Source organism: Kribbella sp. NBC_00889, from assembly GCF_045207705.1.
In the GTDB taxonomy this organism is placed as follows: domain Bacteria; phylum Actinomycetota; class Actinomycetes; order Propionibacteriales; family Kribbellaceae; genus Kribbella.
Window position 1 is genome coordinate 3874151 of sequence record NZ_CP108783.1, and the last position, 21640, is coordinate 3895790.

20 protein-coding genes are annotated in these 21640 nt (G+C 69.0%); 6 read left to right on the forward strand and 14 right to left on the reverse strand.

The genetic code is table 11. The features are described 5' to 3' along the window. Nucleotides 1-2: 2 nt before the first annotated feature. From OG817_RS18870 to OG817_RS18880, 3 genes are all read right to left on the reverse strand, one after another. Nucleotides 3-2111, reverse strand: a complete 2109-nt coding sequence (locus tag OG817_RS18870; RefSeq protein ID WP_406056355.1) for an alkaline phosphatase family protein — start codon at nt 2109-2111, stop codon at nt 3-5. Nucleotides 2112-2317: 206 nt separating this feature from the next. Continuing rightward, a complete protein-coding gene (locus OG817_RS18875) occupies nt 2318-2758 on the reverse strand; it encodes a CBM35 domain-containing protein (RefSeq protein ID WP_406056357.1) in 441 nt (146 codons plus the stop codon). After that, the gene (locus OG817_RS18880; RefSeq protein ID WP_406056359.1) at nt 2755-2970 is read right to left on the reverse strand and encodes a hypothetical protein; all 216 of its coding nucleotides are present in this window, start codon (nt 2968-2970) and stop codon (nt 2755-2757) included. The genes OG817_RS18875 and OG817_RS18880 overlap by 4 nt, the downstream gene beginning before the upstream one ends. A 323-nt stretch (nt 2971-3293) precedes the next feature. On the opposite strand from OG817_RS18880, the gene dacB reads away from it, so the two are divergent. The 3 genes from dacB to OG817_RS18895 are packed head-to-tail and all read left to right on the forward strand — an operon-like array spanning nt 3294 to nt 6794. Then, complete coding sequence (gene dacB, locus OG817_RS18885) at nt 3294-4865, forward strand: D-alanyl-D-alanine carboxypeptidase/D-alanyl-D-alanine-endopeptidase (RefSeq protein ID WP_406056361.1); 1572 nt, start codon at nt 3294-3296, stop codon at nt 4863-4865. A 49-nt stretch (nt 4866-4914) separates the two neighbouring features. Beyond that, entirely contained in the window at nt 4915-5868 is a 954-nt protein-coding gene (locus OG817_RS18890) for a GNAT family N-acetyltransferase (RefSeq protein ID WP_406056363.1), read from the forward strand. Next, complete coding sequence (locus OG817_RS18895) at nt 5865-6794, forward strand: GNAT family N-acetyltransferase (protein WP_406056365.1); 930 nt, start codon at nt 5865-5867, stop codon at nt 6792-6794. The genes OG817_RS18890 and OG817_RS18895 overlap by 4 nt, the downstream gene beginning before the upstream one ends. A 39-nt stretch (nt 6795-6833) precedes the next feature. Here the strand turns inward: OG817_RS18895 and OG817_RS18900 are convergent, their stop codons facing one another. Both OG817_RS18900 and OG817_RS18905 read right to left on the reverse strand, forming a co-directional pair. Further along, nucleotides 6834-7418 carry a hypothetical protein gene (locus OG817_RS18900; RefSeq protein WP_406056367.1) on the reverse strand — a complete coding sequence of 195 codons (585 nt, stop codon included), beginning with the start codon at nt 7416-7418 and terminating at the stop codon, nt 6834-6836. Continuing rightward, nucleotides 7411-7923, reverse strand: a complete 513-nt coding sequence (locus OG817_RS18905; RefSeq protein ID WP_406056369.1) for an RNA polymerase sigma factor — start codon at nt 7921-7923, stop codon at nt 7411-7413. The genes OG817_RS18900 and OG817_RS18905 overlap by 8 nt, the downstream gene beginning before the upstream one ends. A gap of 146 nt (nt 7924-8069) precedes the next feature. Between OG817_RS18905 and OG817_RS18910 the strand changes: the two genes are divergently transcribed. Beyond that, nucleotides 8070-8678 (forward strand): ArsR/SmtB family transcription factor, encoded by a 609-nt coding sequence (locus OG817_RS18910; protein WP_406056371.1) that lies wholly within the window; start codon nt 8070-8072, stop codon nt 8676-8678. Next, entirely contained in the window at nt 8675-9931 is a 1257-nt protein-coding gene (locus OG817_RS18915) for an MFS transporter (RefSeq protein WP_406056373.1), read from the forward strand. Before OG817_RS18910 ends, OG817_RS18915 begins: the two co-directional genes overlap by 4 nt. A 9-nt stretch (nt 9932-9940) precedes the next feature. Here the strand turns inward: OG817_RS18915 and OG817_RS18920 are convergent, their stop codons facing one another. From OG817_RS18920 to hisF, 4 genes are all read right to left on the reverse strand, one after another. Continuing rightward, the gene (locus OG817_RS18920) at nt 9941-11548 is read right to left on the reverse strand and encodes an MDR family MFS transporter (RefSeq protein WP_406056374.1); all 1608 of its coding nucleotides are present in this window, start codon (nt 11546-11548) and stop codon (nt 9941-9943) included. Then, a complete protein-coding gene (locus tag OG817_RS18925) occupies nt 11548-12054 on the reverse strand; it encodes a MarR family winged helix-turn-helix transcriptional regulator (RefSeq protein ID WP_406056376.1) in 507 nt (168 codons plus the stop codon). Before OG817_RS18925 ends, OG817_RS18920 begins: the two co-directional genes overlap by 1 nt. Before the next feature lie 263 nt (nt 12055-12317). Beyond that, nucleotides 12318-12797 carry a MarR family winged helix-turn-helix transcriptional regulator gene (locus OG817_RS18930; protein WP_360452823.1) on the reverse strand — a complete coding sequence of 160 codons (480 nt, stop codon included), beginning with the start codon at nt 12795-12797 and terminating at the stop codon, nt 12318-12320. After that, on the reverse strand, nt 12794-13555 hold the full coding sequence (gene hisF / locus OG817_RS18935; protein ID WP_396389698.1) for an imidazole glycerol phosphate synthase subunit HisF: 762 nt from the start codon (nt 13553-13555) through the stop codon (nt 12794-12796). Before hisF ends, OG817_RS18930 begins: the two co-directional genes overlap by 4 nt. Before the next feature lie 68 nt (nt 13556-13623). On the opposite strand from hisF, the gene OG817_RS18940 reads away from it, so the two are divergent. Next, the gene (locus tag OG817_RS18940; RefSeq protein WP_406056379.1) at nt 13624-14841 is read left to right on the forward strand and encodes an SGNH/GDSL hydrolase family protein; all 1218 of its coding nucleotides are present in this window, start codon (nt 13624-13626) and stop codon (nt 14839-14841) included. Here the strand turns inward: OG817_RS18940 and OG817_RS18945 are convergent, their stop codons facing one another. The 5 genes from OG817_RS18945 to priA are packed head-to-tail and all read right to left on the reverse strand — an operon-like array spanning nt 14842 to nt 21612. Further along, the gene (locus tag OG817_RS18945) at nt 14842-15774 is read right to left on the reverse strand and encodes a lysophospholipid acyltransferase family protein (protein ID WP_406056380.1); all 933 of its coding nucleotides are present in this window, start codon (nt 15772-15774) and stop codon (nt 14842-14844) included. Beyond that, complete coding sequence (locus OG817_RS18950; protein WP_131514458.1) at nt 15774-17354, reverse strand: lactate racemase domain-containing protein; 1581 nt, start codon at nt 17352-17354, stop codon at nt 15774-15776. The genes OG817_RS18945 and OG817_RS18950 overlap by 1 nt, the downstream gene beginning before the upstream one ends. Before the next feature lie 42 nt (nt 17355-17396). Continuing rightward, entirely contained in the window at nt 17397-18593 is a 1197-nt protein-coding gene (locus OG817_RS18955; RefSeq protein ID WP_396389692.1) for a zinc-binding dehydrogenase, read from the reverse strand. Further along, nucleotides 18590-20878, reverse strand: a complete 2289-nt coding sequence (locus OG817_RS18960) for an HAD-IB family hydrolase (protein WP_406056383.1) — start codon at nt 20876-20878, stop codon at nt 18590-18592. Before OG817_RS18960 ends, OG817_RS18955 begins: the two co-directional genes overlap by 4 nt. Beyond that, nucleotides 20875-21612 carry a bifunctional 1-(5-phosphoribosyl)-5-((5-phosphoribosylamino)methylideneamino)imidazole-4-carboxamide isomerase/phosphoribosylanthranilate isomerase PriA gene (gene priA, locus OG817_RS18965; protein WP_406056385.1) on the reverse strand — a complete coding sequence of 246 codons (738 nt, stop codon included), beginning with the start codon at nt 21610-21612 and terminating at the stop codon, nt 20875-20877. Before priA ends, OG817_RS18960 begins: the two co-directional genes overlap by 4 nt. Nucleotides 21613-21640: the final 28 nt, after the last annotated feature.

Below are 21640 nucleotides of genomic sequence, written 5' to 3' on the forward strand. Positions count from 1 at the left end.
CGTCAGGCCTCCACACTCGTCTCGACCGGTTTGTCCAGGTCCTTGCGATGGCCCAGGAGCTCCAGCCAGCTGATCAGCAGTCTGTGGACCGCGTCGGAGCCTACGGGAGGCTCAGCCAGCACCCAACGACTCGGGTGCACCAGGACGGCGTCGGTCTGCCAGCCGCCGATGCCACCGTGGCACCCGACCAGCTCCTCGAAGGCCGCCACCTCGTGGGTGTAGTCGTCCAGCCGGCTGATCACGACGATGTCCCCGTTGTGCGGCATCTCCGCCTGCCACAGCAGCGACGCCGCCGCGTGTTCGCCGTACGGCGTCAACGGGTCGGTGCCCTCGATCCGGCCGGTCCGCAGGACGTGAACCCCCGCACCGCCGATCGCCACCGGCCCCTCGGCCAGCGAATCGACCACCACGAAGCCGATGCCGGGGTGAGTGGCCAGACCGGGGATCAGCTTGGGGTGCAGCAGCTCGATCTCCTCCAGCGGCACCCGGCCGGGCGTGGTGGCGAGGTAGAGCAGCGCCAAGTTGCCCGACGCCGTGACGACCATCTGCTCGTCGGCGGCGACCGGCGGCTCGCAGTCCTTCGGGCCGAGCTCTACCTCGCCGCGGGACGCTTTGCCGTGCAGGGCCTTCCGGGTGACCGAACCGGCCACGCTCCGGCGCAGACTCAGCTCGGTCAGGAACGCGTTCACCGGTCCCCAGCCCTCGGCCTTGCCGACGGCCGCGACCGGCTCCTTGGTGGTGTCGACCAGGTCGTCGACGACCTCGGTCAAGGTCCGGCCGTACCGCTGCAGGAAGGTCGAGCCCTGGCTCTGGCCGTGGTCGGACAGGACGACGATCTCGTACGAGTGCGGCAGGATGTCGATGATCCGCTGCAGCGCACCGAGCACCCGGTCCAGGCCCTCCAGCGTCTGCAGGGACTCCGCCCGGGTCGGCCCGGCGTGGTGCGCGACCTCGTCGTAGTCGACGAAGTCGCAGTAGATCACCGGGGTGCCCTTGACCAGTTCGTCGGTGATCAGCGAGACGTTCAGGTCGCGGAGCAGAACGTTGGTGATCGCGCGCAGGAAGATGTAGGCGCCGCCGCGCTTGACCCGCGGGACCAGGTGGCGGACCCGCTGGCGCCGGGCCTGGTGCAGCTCCTTGAAGATCTCCGCGAAGCACAGGATCAGTCCGCGCGCGGCGCCCTGCGGGCTGGAGAAGAACCGCACATAGCCCCGGCTACGGCTGTTCGGCAGCGCGGCCCGGCTGAAGACCAGTTCGCACTTGTCCGCGTCGCCGGACCAGTTGTTGCTGATGCTGACGCCGCCGTCGGCGAGCAGGCCGCGCCCGGTGGACATCCGGGTCTCGATCTCGGCCGCGTCCCGGCCCCTGTTGGTCACCATCACCCGGCCGGTCTCCTTCTCGTACCACCGGAACGCCGGGATGTGCTTCGAGCCGCCGTGCAGGATGCCGGCCTGGCTGGCCGGGGTGGTCGCCGGTACGCCGGTGTGCCAGCCGACCATCGAATGCTTGCCGTCCCGGATCCAGCCGCCCAGGTTGGGCAGGTTGCCGGCCAGGACCATCCAGTTCAGCAGCGGGGCGGACAGCCCGTCGATCTGGATGATCAGCATCCCGGTCTTCGGCGCCGCCTCGATTGTCCGCGCCCTCCGGTGCACGACCCGCATCACCTCGGCGACGTACGCGTCGTCACTCCCGGCGTACGCGATCCAGCCGACGAACGCGCTGACCGAGGCCATCACGACCGCGACCAGCAGCGGCGCCCCTACGCCCCCGTGCAGGGTCACCCCGGGGTCCACCGTGATGCCGAGGTAGACGACGCCGAACTGCGAGAGCAACCCGCCGACCAGGACGCCGATCGACCCGATCAGGATGGCGACCCCGGCCAGCACCCAGCGCATCAGGATGCTGAAGAGCGCGAGCAGCAGGACCAGGCGCAGGATCGGCGTCCGGCCGTCACTGCTGATCTGCGGCAGCGTCCAGAACGTGATGATGAGCGAGATCAGCGACAGGAGGCCGCCCAGCAGCATCGCCTGCAGTCCCCGGCCGGTACGGCGCAGGTCGAGCCAGAACGGCCGTCGTCGCCGGTCCGAGACCTGCTCAGGTGGTTTCGCCATGGCCCGCTTTCGTGCTCCCCGTCCGTCCTGCTGTGCTGTATCGAGGGTACGAGGCATGCTGCAGCGCAGTTGCACCGCGGCACGCCCTGGACGGGTGGTTCCCGGGTCGGACCCGGGGTACCGCCGGGTGATTCCCTGACCCGGCAGCTTACTGAAGCTCGAGACAGTCGACTTCCCTCTCCCCCGCCGCCGCCGAAGGCGGCGCTCTATTGCACTTCGAGATAGTCGACTTCCGTGTAGAGGTCGCCCTTCGTCAGCCGGATGGTGTTCCAGCCGGCGTTGAGGGTGACCTGGACCGAACTCTGCTGCCAGTTGTCCCAGCCGGTGACCGGGTAACTGACCGAGCCCTGGTTGTTGCCATTGACAACCAGGCCGTGGCTGGCCGCGGCGCCGGAACCGTTCGCGTAGCCGACGTGCAGGGTGTAACCGCCCGCGACCGGCGCGAACACCGAGTTCTCCACCCACGAGTCGGCGAAGTCGATGTACGCGACCACCCTGCCGTCCGAGGCACCGGCGGCGTTCGAGCGGACCTGGCAGTGGTTCAGCGTGCCGCGCTCGGCCTCGTACCGGACCCGGCTGCCCCGGACGATCGGGTAGTCGTTCGCCCATCCGACGTCGGCGACGTACAGGTGCCGTGACCCGTTCACCCACCCGTGGACGAACACCTTGTCGCTGACGAAGTCCGCGCCTCCAGGCCCACAGAGTGGTTGTCGAACGTCGCGGTCGTCATCAGCGGCCGGAAGGCGGTGGTCCACGGACCGCTCAGGCTGGGCGCGGTCGCGTACGACGTGAGGTAGTTGCAGTCGGTATAGCCGCCACCGGAGAAGAACAAGACGTACTGGCTGCCACGTTGCACCAAGTCCGGAGCCTCGATGATCCCGCTGGACCAAGCGGGCAGATCAGCGGCGCACTGCCGACCGGGTTGAACGGGCCGAGCGGTGAGGTCGCGGTCGCGACGCCGATGCACTGCCGCCCGGACGCTTTGTGCCAGGCCGTGTACGTCAGGGTGTAGGTGCCGTCCGCATTCGCATACACATCTGGTGCCCAGGTCCGGCCGGGAACACTGCCGCCGTAGCTCGCTGGGGCGATGGACAGAGCGGAATTGTGCCGATCCCTGGACCTGGAGCGATCCGGGGTACAGACTCCCGCTGTTGGTTTCCGCCTGGGTTTGAGGGAGTTCTCGTGAGCTATTTACCGAGAGTGTCGGGGCGCGGGGTGGTCGCCGCCGTCGCCGTTGTCGCAGCGGCTGTCGGCGGCGTGGTGACACAGTCGGCCGGAGCACCGGCCGGCGTGCAAGAAACGGCGTTGCAGCAACAGCTGGACACGCTGCTGAACGACGCCCGGTACGACGGGTCGCAGGTCGCGCTGGTGGTCCGGGACGCGACGACCGGCGAGACGCTGTACGACCGGAACGGCGATCAGCGGATGCTGCCCGCCTCGAACACCAAGCTCTTCACGTCGACGGCCGCGATGCACACGCTCGGCCCGTCGTACCGCTTCCACACCGATGTACTGGCGACCGCGCCGGTCCGCAGCGGGAAGTTGCAAGGGGACCTCTACCTCAAGGGGTACGGCGACCCGACCGCGCTCGAGTCCGACTACGTGGGACTGGCCAAACAGCTCCGCGCGGCCGGCGTCCGCGGCGTGGACGGCGACCTGATCGCCGACGACACCTACTTCGACCACGCCCGGCTCGGTGACAGCTGGGCCTGGGACGACGAGCCGTTCTACTACTCGGCCCAGATCTCCGCCCTCACGCTCGCGCCGAACACCGACTACGACTCGGGTACGGCGATCGTCGAGAGCCGGCCCGGCGCGGCGGTCGGTGCACCCGTCAAGCTCACGCTGGTCCCGGGGAACGGCGTACTCAAGCTGGTCAACACCGCGAAGACCGGCGCGGCCGGGTCGTCGAACACGCTCAGCATCGAGCGCGATCACGGCACCAACATCGTCCGGGTGACCGGCTCGGTTCCGCTCGGCGCCTCGGTCGGTCAGGAGTGGGTGACCGTCTGGGAGCCGGAGCTCTACGCGGCCGACGTGTTCGAGCGCGCGCTCGCGGCCGAAGGCATCCGGGTCGACGGTCACATCAAGAACGCGGCCTCCCCCGCCACCGCGCGGCGGCTGGCCCGGGACGAGTCGATGACGGTCGGCGAACTGATGACGCCGTTCCTCAAGCTGTCGAACAACATGCACGCCGAGACGCTGGTCAAGGCGATGGGTGCCGTGGTCGAGGCCGAGGGCAACTGGTCCGCGGGTCTCGGCGTCGTCACCGACTACGCCAAGAGCGTCGGCGTCGACACCAGCCGCATCCGGCTCTCCGACGGCTCCGGCCTGTCCCGCAAGGTGAACGTGACCGCGGACAGCGTCACCGACATCCTGATCGGCGTTCAGAAGGAGCCGTGGTGGCAGCAGTGGTACGACGGCCTGCCGATCGCGGGTAACCCGGCACGCTTCGTCGGCGGCACCCTGCGCAGCCGGATGCTGAACACACCGGCCGCGAACAACCTGCACGGCAAGACCGGTTCGCTCACCGGCGTGACGGCGCTGTCCGGGTACGTCAGCAACCAGGACGGCCGCAAGCTCGTGTTCTCGATGATCAGCAACAACTACCTGGTCAGCCCGCGGTCGATCGAGGACGCTGTCGGCGTCACGCTCGCGTCGTGGAGCGACCAGGCACCGCCCGCCGCGGTGAGCCCGAACACCCTGCGGACCAGCCAGTCCAGCTGTGACCTCGAGTGGGAGAAGGCCTGCTGATCCGGCTAATCGGTTCGACAGTACGGCGGTCGTTCACCACGATGTGGGGATGACCGCCGTACTGCCTGCCACGTACTCCGTCCGACCGCCGGCCAAGGAGGACGCGGAAGCGGTCTTCGACCTGGTCGCCGCCTGCAACACTGCCGTGATCGGTTTCGCCGACTTCACCCTCGACGACGTCGTCGACGAGCTCACCGCGCCCGGATTCGAGCCCGCGACGGACGGCTGGCTGGTCTTCGACGGCGATCGCCTGGCCGGCTTCGCCACCATCTACGGCAAGGGCGATCGCCACCAGCTCGACGTCTACGACGTCACCGCCGAGCCGGTCGTCGAGGCCTACCTGCTCGGCGAGCTCACCCGCCGCGCAGCCGAAATCGCGACCGCGTACGGGCACGCCTCCGTGCCTGTGGACGTGGGCGTCTACCGCGCCGACGCATCCCGTCGCGCCCGATTGGCCGAGTACGGGTTCACGACCGGTACGACGTACCACCGGATGCGGATCGATCACGCCGGACCCGTCGAGGCACCCCCCGTACCGGCCGGGATCACGGTGCGCCGGGGTGCTCCGGACGAGGCGAGCCGACGGGCGGCCCAGGACGTGCTGAACTCGTCGTTCGCCGGCCAGTTCGGGTTCAGCCCACGGACCTTCGAGGAGTGGCACGCGTCGCACGAGAACCAGTCGTCGTTCGACTGGTCGCAGATCACACTGCTCGAGCTGGACGGCAAGGTGGTCGCGTTCCGGGAGTGCACGGACCAGTTCCTCGAGGACGAGAACTGCAACTACATCGGGCGATTGGGGGTGGTCGCGGAGGCCCGTGGGCGCGGACTGGCGAAGTTCCTGCTGCGAGATCAGTTCGCGCAGGATGCCTCGGCCGGGCTGGCCGGGACGATCCTGCATGTGGACACGAACAACCCGACGCCCGCCCTCGGCCTCTATCTGTCGGTCGGCATGGCCGCGTCTTTGGTGATCGACGTCTGGCGGTTGGAGGTGCGGGCCGCATGATGTTGCCTGACGGCTACGCCGTCCGCCCGATGCGAGTGGAGGACGCCGCCCTGATCGCCGAGCGGTCCGGCGCCTACAGCAGTGCATTGATCGGGTTCGCGAAGCACAGTTCCGAGGACGTGGCGAACTACCTGCGAGACCCGGGTTTCGATCCGGCCACCGACGGGTGGGTGGTGACGGACGAGGCAGGCGAGTTCGCCGGCTCCGCGACCGCGGCCGTGAACAACGACCGGACCCGGGCGAATCTCGAGGTGCTGAGCGAGAATCCGGCCATCGTCGCATGGCTTCTCGATCGGGCGATGCAACGGGCGTCCCACGGTGCGCCAGGCGAGGTCGTGGCGAGTGTCGGCGTGATTCGTCAGGACCGACTGCTGCCGGGGATCGTCGCCGCCCACGGCTTCACGATCGGCACGTCGATCCACCGGATGCGCATCGACTTCGACGGCGAGGTCCCGGCGCCGACGGTGCCGGCAGGCACGACGGTACGACGCGGAGCCTTCGACGACCGCAGTCGCCGGGCGGCTCACGCCGTACTGGTGGAGGCGTTCCGCGGGCAGGCCGGGGCCGATCCACGGCCGTACGACGAGTGGTTCGCGTCGCGGGAGAGCCGGTCGACGTTCGACTGGTCGCAGCTCACGACGGTCGAGGTCGGCGGACAGGCGGCGGCCGTGACCGAGTGCAACGACAACTTCGTGAGCACCGACAACTGCGGGTACGTCGGTCGACTGGCCGTCGTACCGTCGGCGCGTGGTCGCGGGCTGGCGAAGTTCCTGCTGCACGACGCCTTCGCCGTTGACGCCGCCGCCGGCCGCTCCGGCACGATCCTCCACGTCGACAGCAGCAACCCGACACCCGCCGTCGCCCTCTACACCGCGGTCGGCATGAAGCCTGACCTGATCAGCGACATCTGGCGCAGGAGCGTATAGACGCCCGCCGGGGTGGTCGCGGTCCACCCCGGCGAGGCGTCAGTTCAGGACGGCGCGTTGACCGCTGCTGCCCGCATAGACGGTGCGGTCGCCGAGTGGACTGCGCAGGTCGAGGTCGACGGCGATCGCACCGAAGGACGGCCTGCAATGCCGAGTCTCCGGCTGATCCGCGACGGCGGTGTAGCGGTACGCCGCAATCCGGACCGAGGTGTGGTCCTGGGACAGGATGCGGACGACCGTGCTCGGCACACACGGCTGCGGGTTACCCATGCCGGGTCCGACGCTCACCATCAGCACCGACGGGTGGTCCGGCACCGGCGTCGCGGACATCACTCCGATCTCACCCTGCAGCACCATGACCGTCGTACCGACCTTGAACTGGTTCGGCGGTGGACCGTCGTCGAGGGTGTTCGTGGTGGTCTCCGGCCCGGCCGGCTCCTCGCCAGCGCGTGGTAGGCCGACAGTGGCGGCGACTCCCCCGATAACCACAACAACCGCCGCCACCGCAGCCAGCACAACCCGGCGCCGGTGACGACGCTGCCGGGCCGTGCGCTCGACGTACTCGAACGGCGGCGCCTCGGCCGGCGTGAGCTCGTCGACGTACTCCATCAGGGCTTCACGCATGCTCGGACACCTCCTTGACGGTGAGCAGTGGCGCCAGGGCCTGCCGCGCCCGCGCCAGGCGGGACTTGACCGTGCCCGCCGCGACCTGCAGTTCCTCGGCGATCTGCTCCACCGGTAGATCCATCACGTGGTGCAGTACGACGACCGCCCGCTGCTCGGGCGTGATCCGCGCCAGGGCGGCGGCGACATCCAGCGCGTCACCATCCGGGCCCTCGACTGCGGCCGGCCGGCCGCGGAGCTTCGCCAGGGCACGCGTCGCCACCTGCTGCCGGCGCAACCGGCTCACCAGAGTCCGGACCGCGACCGCACGCACCCAGGCCTCCGGGTCGTCGTACCGGCGGATCGAGTCCCACCGGCCGAGCAGCTTCACGTACGCGTCCTGGGCGACCTCCTCGGCGTCGGCCCGCGATCCGCCGATGGACACCAGCAGACCGATCAGCCGCGGCCACGTCCGGCGGTACAGCGCCGCCACGTCGGCAGCCGGGTCAGCGTCGCTGTCGTGCACGCCGCGCACCTCCCCAACGGGTCGTCTCACGGCTAACACGCGCGAGCAGCCCACCCGGTTCCCTCCCGGTGCGGAGAAGTTTCGCGCGACCCCGGCCAGAGTGCCAGGTCTTGCTCCCGCGAGATCTGAGAGATTACTCTCGAAACATGTCTCTCAGAAATCCGTACGGCGATTTCGAGATCACCGACCCGCAGGCGATGCGGGCGCTGGCTCACCCGGTCCGGCTGGCGGCGCTCAGCTGGCTGCAGCGCAACGGCCCGGCCACGGCGACCCAGTTGTCCGAGCACGTGGGCGCCTCGCCGTCGGTCACCAGCTGGCATCTGCGGCACCTGGCGAACTTCGGGCTGGTGGTGGATGGGCCTCCCCCGGACGGCGGCTCGGATCGGCGGCAGCGCTGGTGGAGCGCGGTCTCGCGCGGATTCCGCTACGAGATGCCCGACACCCCGGAGGGTGCCGAGGCCGGCCGGCTGCTCCGCGCCGAGATGATCAACCAGTCGCTCGAGGCCGTACAGCAGTGGCTGGCCGAGACCGAGCCCGGACTCGAGGCCGGGTGGAGCCGCGTCGCCGGGTCCGCCAACACCCGGCTGGTCATCACACCGGCCGAGGCCGAGGCGATCGAATCCGCGATCGAGCAACTGCTGGCGCCGTACGTCCAGCGCCGCAACGAGGGCGATACGCCGCCGGACGCCGGCTCGGTCCGCTACCTGCGGATGACGTTGCCCGAAGCAACAGCTCCGCCTGAGGGATCGCCGTGAGCACGCTGTCCGCGACCAGTCTCTGGCGGGACCGCCGGTTCCGGACCTTCTGGTCCGCGCAGGGCGTGTCCGAGTTCGGCGACCGGATCACCGAGCTGGCGCTGCCGCTGATCGCCGTCACGATGCTCAACGCCTCGCCCAGTCAGGTCGGGTTCCTGACCGCGGCGGTCTGGCTGCCGAACCTCGCGTCACTGTTCATCGGCACGTGGGTCGACCACCGCCGGGACAAGCGCCCGCTGATGATCGCGGCCGACCTGTCCCGGACCGTCCTCCTGCTCTCGCTGCCGGCGGCGTACTGGCTGGACGCGCTCACCCTCGGCCAGCTCTATGTGATCGCGATCCTGGCCGGTACGGCGCATGTCGTGTTCAACACCGCGTACGCGTCGTTCTTCGTCGCGCTGGTCGAGCGGGATCAGTTCCTGGAGGCCAACAGCAAGCTGTCCGCGACCAGGTCGATCTCGTTCATGGGTGGTCCCGCGCTCGGCGGCCTGCTCGTGCAATGGCTGACCGCACCGGTCGCGATCGTCGTCGACGCCTTGACCTTCACGTTCTCCGCCCTCCAGATCAGCCGGATCAAGATGACCCCGGCCGCCTCGGACGAGACAGCCGAACCGCTGCTGCGCCGCGCCCGCGCCGGCATGCGCTACCTGCTCCGGCATCCGTACCTCCGCCGCAGTCTGGCCTGCTCGACGACCGTCAACTTCTTCAACCTGATCAGCACCGCCTTGCTGGTGCTGTTCGCCAGCCGGGAGCTGGGGCTGTCCGCGGGGACGATCGGGATCGCGTTCGGCATCGGTGCGGCCGGTGGGCTGCTCGGCGCGGTCGCCGCCTCCCCGCTCAGCCGCATCTTCGGCGTCGGTCCGTTGATCGCCGCCGGTGCCGTCGTCTTCCCCGGCGCCATCGCGATCGCGGCGTTCGCCGACGGCCCGACCTGGGTCAAGGCCACCGCGCTGGCGGCGGCCGAGTTCGTCGGCGCGTTCGCTGTCATGTGCTTCGACATACCGAACAACTCGCTGCAGGCCGCCGTCACGCACGACTACATGCGGAGCCGGGTGTCCGGCGCCTACAGCACCATCAACTACGGCATCAGGCCGCTCGGCGCGGTCGTCGGTGGGTTGCTCGGCACCTGGATCGGTGTCCGGGCAACCCTCCTCGTCTCCGCGGCCGGCGGCCTGCTTGCCGTCCTGTGGCTCGTCGGCTCGCCGAACATCCGCACCCGCGAACTCGACGGCCTCGAGCCTCCTGAGTTCTAGTCGTGCCCCTTAGTCGTGCACAGCGCGATCGGCGAGGTCCTCGACGTCGTTGACCTTGGCGACCGTCAGCCGGAGCGGGACCTCCTTGATGAACAGCACCGCGATCAGGCTGACCACCGCACAGGCGGCCGCGATCAGGAAGATCTGCCCGGTCGCATCGCCGTACGACTGCCGCACCAGCTCCGCCAACTGCGCCGGCAGGTGGCCGACATCCAGCAGGCTGGTGCTGCCGGAGCCACCCTCCTGCAGTTTGCGCGCGGCGTCGGCGCCACCCGGACTGGCGAGCAGACCGGCGACGATCGAATCCTGCACCCGGACCGCGAGGACGGCACCCAGAGCCGACACGCCGACGGCACCACCCAGGCTGCGGAAGAACGAGACCGTGGCGCTCGATGCGCCGATCTGCGAGACGTCAACGGTGTTCTGTACGGCGAGGACAAGGTTTTGCATGGTCATGCCCATGCCGAGACCCATCGCCAGCATGCCGAGTCCGACGTACCAGTACGGCGTGGTGTGGTCGATCGTGCCGAGCACCGTCAGGCCGCCGACCAGAAGGATGCTACCGGCAACCAAGTAGCGCTTCCACTTGCCGAACCGGGTGATCATCTGACCGGAGCCGACCGAGCCGAGGAACGACCCCAGCATCATCGGGATGGTCAGCAGACCGGCCTCGGTCGGGCTGTAGCCGCGGGCGATCTGGAAGTACTGGCCGAGGAACAGCGCGCTGCCGAACATCGCGACACCGACCGCCAGGCTGGCGACGATCGCCAGCGCGGTGGTCCGCTCCCGCACGACCTTCAGCGGAACCAACGGCTCCTTGACCCGGTTCTCCACCACCACGGCGAGGAAGCCGACCAGCAGCGTGCCGCCGACGAAGAGCGCGGACTGCCACGACATCCAGGCGAAGTCGTGACCGGCGAAGGTGACCCAGAGCAGCGGCAGGCTCGCCGCAATGCTGATCAGCACCGCGCCGAGGTAGTCGATCCTGACCTTGCGCTTGATCAGCGGCAGATGCAGGTACTTCTGCAGGATGACCAGGCTGATCACGGCCAGCGGGACGCAGACGTAGAAACACCAGCGCCAGCCGAGCCACGAGGTGTCGACGATGAGGCCACCGATGAGCGGACCGCTCACGGTCGCGACGGCCATCACCGCACCCATGTAGCCGGAGTACCGGCCGCGGCTGCGGGGCGGGATCGCCGCTCCGATGATCGCCTGGGCCAGCGCCATCAGGCCGCCCATCGCGAGGCCCTGCAGAACGCGGGCGCCGATCAGGAACGGCACGTTGTGGGACATGCCGGCCAGTGCCGACCCGACCACGAACAGGGAGATCGCCAGCTGGACGAGCAGCTTCTTGCTCATCAAGTCGGAGAGCTTGCCCCAGATCGGCGTGGACACCGTGGTGGCCAGCAGGCTCGCCGTCAGCACCCAGGTGTACTGCGTCTGGGTCCCTTCCAGCTCGGCGATGATCGTCGGCAGGGCGTTGCTGACGATGGTCGAGCTCAGCATCGCTGTGAACAGCGCGGCGAGCAGGCCGATCAGGATCTCGAGGATCTCGCGGTGGGTGAGTTCCGGCGCGGTGGGCACAGGCGCACGCCGGGTCTCGATGACAGTCATCAGTCTCCTGTTGGTTGAGATCGCCTCACGCTCGTGGCGGCTTCGGTGATGGCGCGGGCGATCCGCTGCATGGTTTCCGCAGCGGCAAGGAGCGCGTCGTCGTCGAAGTCGGCCATGGCGGTACGAAGTTGCTGGGTGTAGGTGGAGTACAAGGCCTCCAGCTGGGCCTTGCCTTGGGGGGCCAGGCTGACCAGCCCGACCCGGGCATCGGCCGGATCCGGTCGACGGCTCACCAGTCCGTCGGCCTCCAGCGCAGTCAGCTGCCGGCTCACCACCGATGCATCGACGCCGAGCTTGGCCGCGATCTCACCGCCGCGCTGCTCGCCGTCCCTCAGCAGGACCTTGAGCACGCTCGCGTCGGAACGGCGCAGCCCGCCTTCGGGTGTCAGATGCCGATGCTCGATACAACGCACGGCCCGTACCAGCGAGCTGACTCCTTCGAGCAACTCCTGGGCCGACGCGTCCCGCTCTACCTCCGGGACGAGGGGTTCCTGAGCTAGTTGCATAAACCAACTATATGTCAAAGTAGTTGGTTTCTGCAACCATATGGCAGACTGGACGGTTTCGTTTACGGAGCGTGAGAAATTCTGGAGAACGGCGCAATTCTGGCCACTCTCCGTCTATCATCCTCCGAAGGGGAGCATTTTCTGGGGAGTGCACCGAAGTCCAGGGGAGCGACTGAGGTGAGGCCATGAAGGCCACGGGAATCGAACAAGCGCGCTTTGGCTGAGGTCGGCCGTGGCCGTTGGTTGACGTCGGCCGTGGCCGGTCAGGTGAGGTCGGCGTTGAGGCGGGCGAGGAGGCGGCCGAGGTCGGCCAGGTCGGTGGGATTCCAGCGGTCCAGGATGGCTCTGAACTCGGTCTGGCGCTGGGCGCGCATGGCGCCGAAGCTGTCGGCGCCGGTGGCGGTCAACCGGAGCAGGCGGGCGCGGCCGTCGTCAGGGTCGCCGACTCGTTCGATCAGGCCGAGGTTCTCCAGCTGGGTGATGCCCCGGCTGACGGTTGACTTGTCCAGGCCGAGCGCCTGGGCGACGTCGGACGCCCGGACGCCGGCGCGACCGCCGGAGGTGCCGAGCTCGATCTGGGAGATCAGTGCGTAGCCGGCCGCGTCCATGTCCGGGTGCACCCGGCGCGCCAGCCGCAGCGACGCCGACCGGGAGCGCCGGAACAGCGCCGACAACTCCTGCTCGATGTCCGCGAGCATGCGCTCCCGGTGCTCGGTCCGCGGCGACTCGACGACCTCGTTCACCGGACCACGATCCCGGCGTCGCGCAGCGCCTTCTTGACGTCGGCGATCCGGAAGTCGCCGAAGTGGAACACGCTCGCGGCCAGTACGGCGTCCGCGCCGGCTTCGACCGCGGGTGGGAAGTGCTCCGGCGCCCCCGCTCCCCCGCTGGCGATCAGCGGGATGTCGACCACCTCGCGCACCGCCCGGATCAGCTCCAGGTCGAAGCCCTGTTTGGTGCCGTCGGCATCCATCGAGTTCAGCAGGATCTCCCCCGCACCCAGTTCAGCACCGCGCCTGGCCCACTCGATCGCGTCCAGACCGGCCGATTTGCGGCCACCGTGCGTGGTCACCTCGAAACCGCTCGGCTGGTCCGCGGCCCGCCGTACGTCGAGTGACAGCACCAGCACCTGGTTGCCGAACCGGTGGGCGATCTCCCGGATCACGTCCGGACGGGCGATCGCGCCGGTGTTGATCCCGACCTTGTCCGCGCCGGCCCGCAGCAGCCGGTCCACGTCTGCCGCCTCGCGCACACCGCCACCGACGGTGAGCGGGATGAACACCTGCTCGGCAGTCCGCCCGACCACGTCGTACGTCGTCTCCCGCGACCCCGAGGACGCGGTGATGTCGAGGAAGGTCAGCTCGTCGGCACCCTCCGCGTCGTACACCTTGGCCATCTCGACCGGGTCTCCCGCATCGCGCAGGTCGGTGAAGTTGACCCCTTTCACCACCCGCCCGCCATCCACGTCCAAACAGGGGATCACCCGCACGGCAAGAGTCACGCGGAAAGGGTACCGGCCGTAGAACAATCTAGTTGCATTGACACTAGATGCCCTGAAACTATCAGCGCATGAAAACCACACTGCTTGCCGCACTCGTTCTCGCCACCGCCTCTGTCGTGCCCGCCTCGGCGGCCGCACATCCGCCGGACGGCCCCTGGTCGGCGGCCTGGACCAGCGCGATGCAGCGCCCCGCCGCCGATGGCTCCAACTGGTCCACCGCCGGCTTCGACCACCAGACGATCCGCCAGTCCATCCGGCTCAGCACTGGCGGTCGCAGCCTGCGGATCCGGCTCTCCAACCAGTACGGCGCCAAGCCGCTGCACGTGACCGGGATGACCCTGACCAGGGCCACAGGCGGACCACACGACACGGTGACCTTCGACGACTCACGCCGTACCACTGTCGCGGCCGGCCGAACGATGACGTCGGACCCGGTGACCATCGCGACCGACGCCGGCGACCAACTCGTCATCAGCCTGTACGTCGACGGCGCCACCGGGCCTGCGACGTACCACGAAGACGGACTCACCACGACCACCGCGGCGCCCGGTGATCACCTGTACGACGGAGTGGTCGGTAGCGAGACCAGCCATTCCGTGTACTACGTCACCGGCGTCGATGTGACCGGCGCGGCTGGCACCGTCGTCTCCTTCGGCGACTCGATCACCAACGGCCACAACTCCACGATCGGAGCCGATCGCCGGTACTCCGACGCACTCGCGGAGCGGCTGCGGACGAGCCGGCTGGGAGTCGCCAACGTGGGCATCACGGGGAACCTGCTGCTCAGCGAACTGCCCTGCTTCGGCGCAGCCGGCGTCTCCAGGTTCGACCGCGATGCGCTCGGGCAGCCGGGTGTTCGCACCGTGATCGTCGAGGAAGGCGAGAACGACATCTGGGACAGCGAAGGCAACTTCGGCGGCTGCGGCGTCACGGCCAGGGTCACCGCGGACCAGCTCATCGCCGGCTACCGGAGCATGATCAAGGCCGCGCACTCACGCGGCGTCCGGATCGTCGGAGCCACGATCACGCCGTTCAAGGCCGACTACATGCAACCGGCGGACTTCGCGCGGGCCGAGGCAGTCCGCGACCAGGTCAACACCTGGATCCGGACCTCACGCCAGTACGACGCCGTCGCCGACTTCGCTCGAGCCGTGGGAGACCCGTCCAACGAGCAGCAACTCAACCCGGCGTACGACTCCGGCGACCATCTGCATCCCGACGACGCCGGGTACGAGGCACTGGCGGTGGTTGCGTCCGAGGCACTCTCCGCACGCAACCAGCGGTGACTACTTCCAGGCGCGGCGCTTGGAACCGGCCGGCTTGATCGGGGCGGTGGACTCCCAGACCCGGCGCCAGCGGGCGGCGTCGGGGCCGGACTGGGAGGGGGACGCGCCGGCGGCCACGCGGCGGCGCGCCTCGTACCAGGTGGTCGACTCCTCGTCGAGGAGGGCCGAGACCGCCGCGGAGATCTTCGGTGCGAACTCGCGGGCGCTCTCCCCTTCCGCCGGGCTCAGCGGATCGCCGTACCGGACCGCGACCGAGGGTCGGCCGGGCACCGGCCAGCCGCGACCGCGCGGCATCGCGGCGAACGAGCCCTTGATGCCGACCGGGATCACCGGCACGCCGTGCTCGACGGCCAGGTACGCCGCGCCCATCCGGAACCGCTCCATCCAGCCGTCCGGCGACCTGGTGCCCTCCGGGAAGACGACCACGTTCCAGCCGTCCGCGAGCAGGTCGCCCGGGGTCGAGCTGAGCTTGCCGCCGCGGCGCTCGATCGGGAACGTGTTGAACACGATCGCCGACGCGGTCGCCCGCCACCAGGTGTCGAAGAAGTAGTCGGCGGCCGCGGCGACGGCGGTCTTGCGGCGCATCGCGTCGGGCAGCGTGCACAGCACCAGCGGGGTGTCGAGGTGTGACGAGTGGTTCGCCACGATCAGCGCCGGGCCGTGCAGCTTCAGCAGCGAGTCGAGCCCGCTGACCTGCGGGTTGACTTCCCATCGCAGCACCGAGTTGAGGGCGCCTTTCTGAAGCACCTCGCGGACCGCGATCGCCGCCGGAGTCCGGGCCCACTTGGTCGGGAAGACCGTGGTCTCCTTCGGGATCACGTACGGCTCGGCCGAGCGCGGCACCTGCGGGCGGCGGCCCCAGCGCCAGCCGCGCGCGACCAGTTTCACGTCGCGCGCGGTGTCGCGGCTGAACTTCACCAGGCTGGTCCCCATCAGCGCACGTCCGCGAGCAGGTGCGGCGGGTTGTGCAGGTACGTGATCGAGGGCGACCGGCCGACCGAGTGGCTGACCATCTCCAGCGCGTCCTGCAGCGTCGAGGCGGACCGGAAGCCCATCCGCTCGACCGTCTTGCGGTTCGCGCCGACCCAGACGATGTCACCGCAGTGGTCCAGGGCGTGGGAGATCCAGTACCACATGTAGAACGGGTGCACGCCGTGGTACGCGTAGGACGTGCGGTACAGGTGGATGTACCACGGGTCCTCGGCGTACTGCTTCTCGAACTTGGCCTCGATCGTGGCCGGGTCGGTCGACTCCGACAGCACCTCTTCGAAGAAGTCGACGTACGACGGGTGGTGCAACTGGCTGAACTCGTAGTCGACCGGGTGGTACAGGATCACCGCGCCGTCCTTCCGGACGATCGGGTTGCCCCGGTAGGAGTTGAAGTAGTAGCCCAGCCCCATGCAGGCGGCCAGGATCGGGTTCATCACCGAGTTCACGTTGTACGGGCCGATGAACGGCACACCCATGATCGCGACGTCGGACTGGCCCTGCACCTCGACCAGGTGCTGGCGGTGCACGTTGTCCAGCGTCTTGTCGTGCACCGGCTCGATCTTGCCGGCGTGGATCCCGGTCAGGCCGTAGTTCGACCGGACGTCGGTGAAGATCTTGTGCCGCAGCTTGCCCGGCGCGGCCGCGAGCGCGCGCTTGGTGCCGAGCATCGAGGCCTGGTCCTTGATCGACCACTCCCACTCGCGCTTCTGCAGGAACTCCAGCGGGCCACCGAAGATGTCGTTGTTCAGCGACGTCTCGATCTGGAAGACCTTGACGTGCTGGGTCAGGATCTCGCCCATCCGCCAGGCCGAGTGGTGCATCTTCGAGGCCTTGTGGTCCATGAAGGACCGCGAGTGGATCATCGTGTGGCTGTTGTGGTGGTGCTTCAGCGACTTGTACGACGCCAGGCCGATCGACGTCGACTTGTGGCCGCCGTCCATCGCCACCAGGTTCACGTTCACGTAGACGAGCAGGTCGGACTCGGCCGCCCGCTTGGAGATCTCCACGTCCTCGCCGTGCTTGGTCTGACCCAGGTGGGTCAGGTTCGCGGTGTCCTCGGCGTCGAAGTTGTAGAGCTTGCCGTCGGGGAAGAAGGACCGGAACACCCGCTCGCCGACGATGTCGCGCAGCTCGTTCGGGGTGAGCCGGCGGTGCAGCGCGTTCGCCGAGATCAGCTCGACGTCGTCCACCCCGGCGGCCGCGGCCAGCTCGAGCACCGCCTCGATGATGCGCTGCCGGATGTCCGGCTTCTTCATCGGCGGCAGCGGGATCGAGATGTCGTCGAACGCGATCGTCAGGCGCATCCCGGCGAACAGCAGCTCGGGCAGCGGCTCGGACTCCAGCGGGTTCAGCAGCGCGTTCTGGATCGCCTCGTCCACGTCCCGCACCGGTGGCAGCGCCTCCGGCGGGTACACCACCCGGGTACCGAGCGGGAAGCGCTCCAGCAGGAATCCCTCACCGTTGTGGACGAGCAGGGGCGGAGTCCGGTCGTCCACCTCAAGCACAAACCCTGGCCGAGACATGTCAGAACCTCTCTCGTACGTCGTGCAGCGCTGTCACGGCCCTCATGAGGCCCTCACATCGAAAGCAACCTTGACCGTGCCCAGTCGGCCGGCCGAATGCGCGTGGTCGATCGCCTCGCGCCAGCGGTAGAGCGGGTAGCGCGCGCCGACCACGCCGTCCAGCGGAGCCTTGGCGGCCAGCTCCAGCGCGGTCTCGAAGGCAGGGCGGCCGTTCGGCTCCTCCCGCGCGGACGCGTAGGTGCCGGCCAGCTCCAGCTCCCGGAACCACACCGGCGACAGGTCCGCGCCGGTCGACGGCATGCCGGACAGCACCACCCGGCCGCCGGCCTTGGTCACCCGGAGCACGGTGTCGATCGAGTCCTTGCTGCCGACCGCGTCCACGGCGATGTCGACCCCGCCGAGCAGGAACTCCTTGGCCATCTCCGGCTTCAACCGGAACGCACCGGTCGAGCGTCGTACGCCGCGGAAGACCTCGTCGGGCGCGACCACGTCGCTGGCGCCGAACGCCCGGGCCAGCTCACGCTGCTTGGCGTGCTTGGCGACGACCGTGATCCGGCCGGCCTGGGTGAGCTCGCGGAGGGCGAGGGTTGCGAACAGGCCGACCGCACCTGCGCCACTCACCAAGACCGACTGGCCCGGCGCGACCTTGGACCTCAGCGCCGTGTGCACGGCGCAGGCGAGCGGCTCGACCAGCACTGCGCGCTCGTTGGTGAGTGTCTCAGGTACGGCGTACAGCTGGCTGCGGTGCGCGATCATCACGTTGCCCCAGCCACCGCCGGTGTCCTGGCAGAAGCCGGTCTGCAGACCGGGCGCCACGTGGCCGACGGTGATGCGGTCGCATCGGTTGGTGTTGCCGGAAGCGCAGCCCTGGCAGGGCTCGACACCGCGGGCCGCACAGGTCAGGACGCTGTCCATCACCACCCGGGTGCCCTTCGGCAGGTCCTCGCAGTCGTCGAGCAGTTCGCCGACGATCTCGTGACCGGGGACGAACGGCATCGACACCATGGCGGAGAAGTACAGCTTGGTGGATCCGGTCACCATGCCGAGGTCGGAGCCGCAGATGCCGGACAGGATCGGGCGGATCCGCGCCCAGCCCTCCCGCTCGGCCTTCGGCTCGTTGATGGTGACGAGACGCAGCGGCGCGGCCGGACCGGTCAGGATGCCGGGGATGCGGCCGCCGACCGCCTTGGCCGCCAGGTACTTGGCCGGCGACCGGTACATCTCGAGCGCGAGCATCATCGGGCCATCCCAGGGAGCTCCAGTCGCGACGATGTGGACGGGGTCTTCCAGTCGACGATCTGCCAGCGCGCGGCCCGGGCGGCCCGGAACAGCGACACGTCCGGCGAGACGGCGACCGGATTGCCGACCACCGACAGCATCGGCAGGTCCGAGTGGCTGTCGGCGTAGGCGTAGGACTTGGACAGGTCGATGTTCGTACCGCGGGCGCGGTGCTTGAGCCACGCCGCCCGGGACTCACCGACCAGCGGCGGTCCGGACAGGAAGCCGGTGCAGCGGCCGCGGTCATCGACGGCCAGTTCGGCCGCGACGATCTCGTCGAACAGCGGCTCGAGCGGCCGGGTCAGCGGCCGCACCGCGCCGGTGATCAGGATCGTCTTGTGCCCGGCCGCGCGGTGCTCGCGGATCCGCCGTACCGCGGCTCCGCTCAGCCGCTCGAGGACATGCTCGGCGAGGACCTCGTCGACGATGCGGTTCAGTTCCTCGAGATCCGCGCCCTCGTAGCGGCGGTAGATCGTGCGCAGGAAGGTACCGCGGTCCTTGCGTTCGGCCGAGATCAGTTTCGGCAGCCGGCGCAGCATCGCGCCGATCTCACCGACCCGCTGGTGGCTGTCCAGCTCGGGCAGCCGCATCCAGAGGTAGGTCTCGATCACGTTCGACGACAGCAGCGTGCCGTCCATGTCGAACGCAGCGATGACCTCGGTGTCCTGCGAAGGCTCGACCTTCTTCAGTACGCCGGCCGACTCCAGAAGCGCCTTGTTCCGCTTCTTCCGTACGACGTCCAGCCGGCGCATCGACTCGGTGACGCTCGGGCAGTGCAGCTCCTGCAGGTAGTACTGCCAGTCCACGATCGAGGTGTCGCACCAGAACTTCTCCCGGTCGTCACCCTCGAGCGCGTTGTGCAGCGCCAGCACGTTGTCGTCGATGAACTGCAGCTCGGCCTGCGCGTACTCGGAGTACAGATCCATGTAGCGGCGGAGGAAGTCGAGCCGGCGCTTCTGCACGTCCAGCTCGCGCGCGTACTTGCGGACCCGTTCGCTCCTCGGCACGGTCGTGATGATCTTGTCGGCGATCTTGTGGGCCTTCTCGCCGTACCGGAGCATGCTCTCGACCGAGTCGCCGCCGGGGAACTTCCAGACCGGGAGCCGGACCGCGCCACGCTCGCCGAGGTCGAACGGGTGCTTGGAGAAGTACGCGCGGACGCCGGCGTACAGCTGCTCGAAGGTCAACGGGTTCCGGGCGCCGGAGCTGACGTGGTAGTACTCCGGCTTGTTCAGCTCGGGCTCGGTCGCCATCACTGCGCAGATCGCGCCGACCACGTGGTCGACCGGGATGATCTCGACGACGGAGTCAGGGCTGGCCGGGAACTCCGGCAACTCACCGCGGCCGTAGGCCAGGATCAGCGGCTCGGCCATCTTGAAGCCCTCGATCCAGCCCGGGTGCGGGCTCTGCACCGCGGACTCGATGATGGCCGGCCGGACGATCGAGGTCGGCAGCTTGGCCGCGAACTCCTCGACCACGCGCTCGCCGAGGGCCTTGGTGAACGTGTAGCAGTCGGTCCACCCGAGACTGCGGGCGCGCTCGGTGCCGGTCTCGACCAGCTTCTTCGCGACCCACTCGGTCCGGCGGCGCTCGGTGTCCGTCGCGGCGGTCAGGTGGCCGGCCCGGCGGTGCAGCTTCTCGGCGTCCTTGCGGAACTTGGCCAGCATCGGCGCGGACCGGGACTGCTCCTCGATCCGGGCCTTCATCGCCATCCCGGCCTCGGCCTCGCTCCGCCAGTCGACACTGTGCTCGACCGACGCCTCGGGGATCGCACCCCGGCGACGGCCCGCGGTGTAGGCCGTGGAGATGTGGACGTAATGGACCGGCCGCGCCGTTTCGACGATCCGCTCGAGCAGGCTCTTCGTGCCGAGCACGTTGGTGGTGAACGCCTCGTGGATCGGCGGGTCGAAGCTGACGTCGCCGGCGCAGTGCACGACGATGTCGAGATCCTTCGGCAGTTCCGGTACGTCGGACAGGTCGCCGTCGATCACCTGGATCCGGGCACTGTTCAGTGCCTCGGCGTCGGCGTACTCGGTGCCCTCGCCGTAGAACGGCTTGAAGATGTCCTTCTTCAGCAGTTGCGCCATCCGATCGGTGCCGTTGAGCGACCCCTTCGGGCGGATGATCGCGACCACGGTGGTCCCGGGCAGGTCGCCGATGATCCGGTGCAGCAGCGCCTCACCGACGAATCCGGTGACGCCGGTGACCAGGACCTTCTTGTCCTTGAGCTTGTCGGCCAGACTCACTGGTCGCCTCCACGCATGAGTTCGAGTGCCTCGGTCAGGGTGAACGCACCGGCGTACAGGGCCTTGCCCACGATCACGCCCTCGACGCCGTCGGCGACCAGCGTGCTCAGCGCCACCAGGTCGTCGAGGCTGGACACACCGCCGGAGGCGATGATCGGCTTCGGGGTGCGCGCGCACAGGTCGCGGTACAGGTCCAGGTTCGGCCCCTGAAGCATGCCGTCCTTGGTGACGTCGGTGACCACGTACCGCTCGCAGCCGGCCGCTTCCAGCCGCTCGAGGACCTCGTACAGGTCGCCGCCTTCTTTGGTCCAGCCGCGGGCCGCCAGGGTCCGGCCGCGTACGTCGAGCCCGATCGCGACCCGGTCGCCGTACTGCTGGATGATCCGGTCGCACCAGACCGGGTCCTCGAGCGCGGCGGTGCCGATGTTGACCCGGCGAGCGCCGGTCGCCAGCGCGGCCTCGAGTGAGTCGTCGTCCCGGATGCCGCCGGACAGTTCGACCTGAACGTCGAGCTTGCCGGTCACCTCGGCGAGCAGTTCACGGTTGCTGCCCCGGCCGAACGCGGCGTCCAGGTCGACGAGGTGGATCCACTCCGCTCCGGCGTCCTGCCAGGCCATCGCGGCCGCCAGCGGATCGCCGTACGAGGTCTCACTTCCGGCCTCTCCCTGCACCAGCCGGACAGCCTGACCGTCTGCCACATCCACGGCAGGCAGCAGCACCAGGTTCTCAGACATGGCCCACACCCTAGATGGCGTTAGTTCG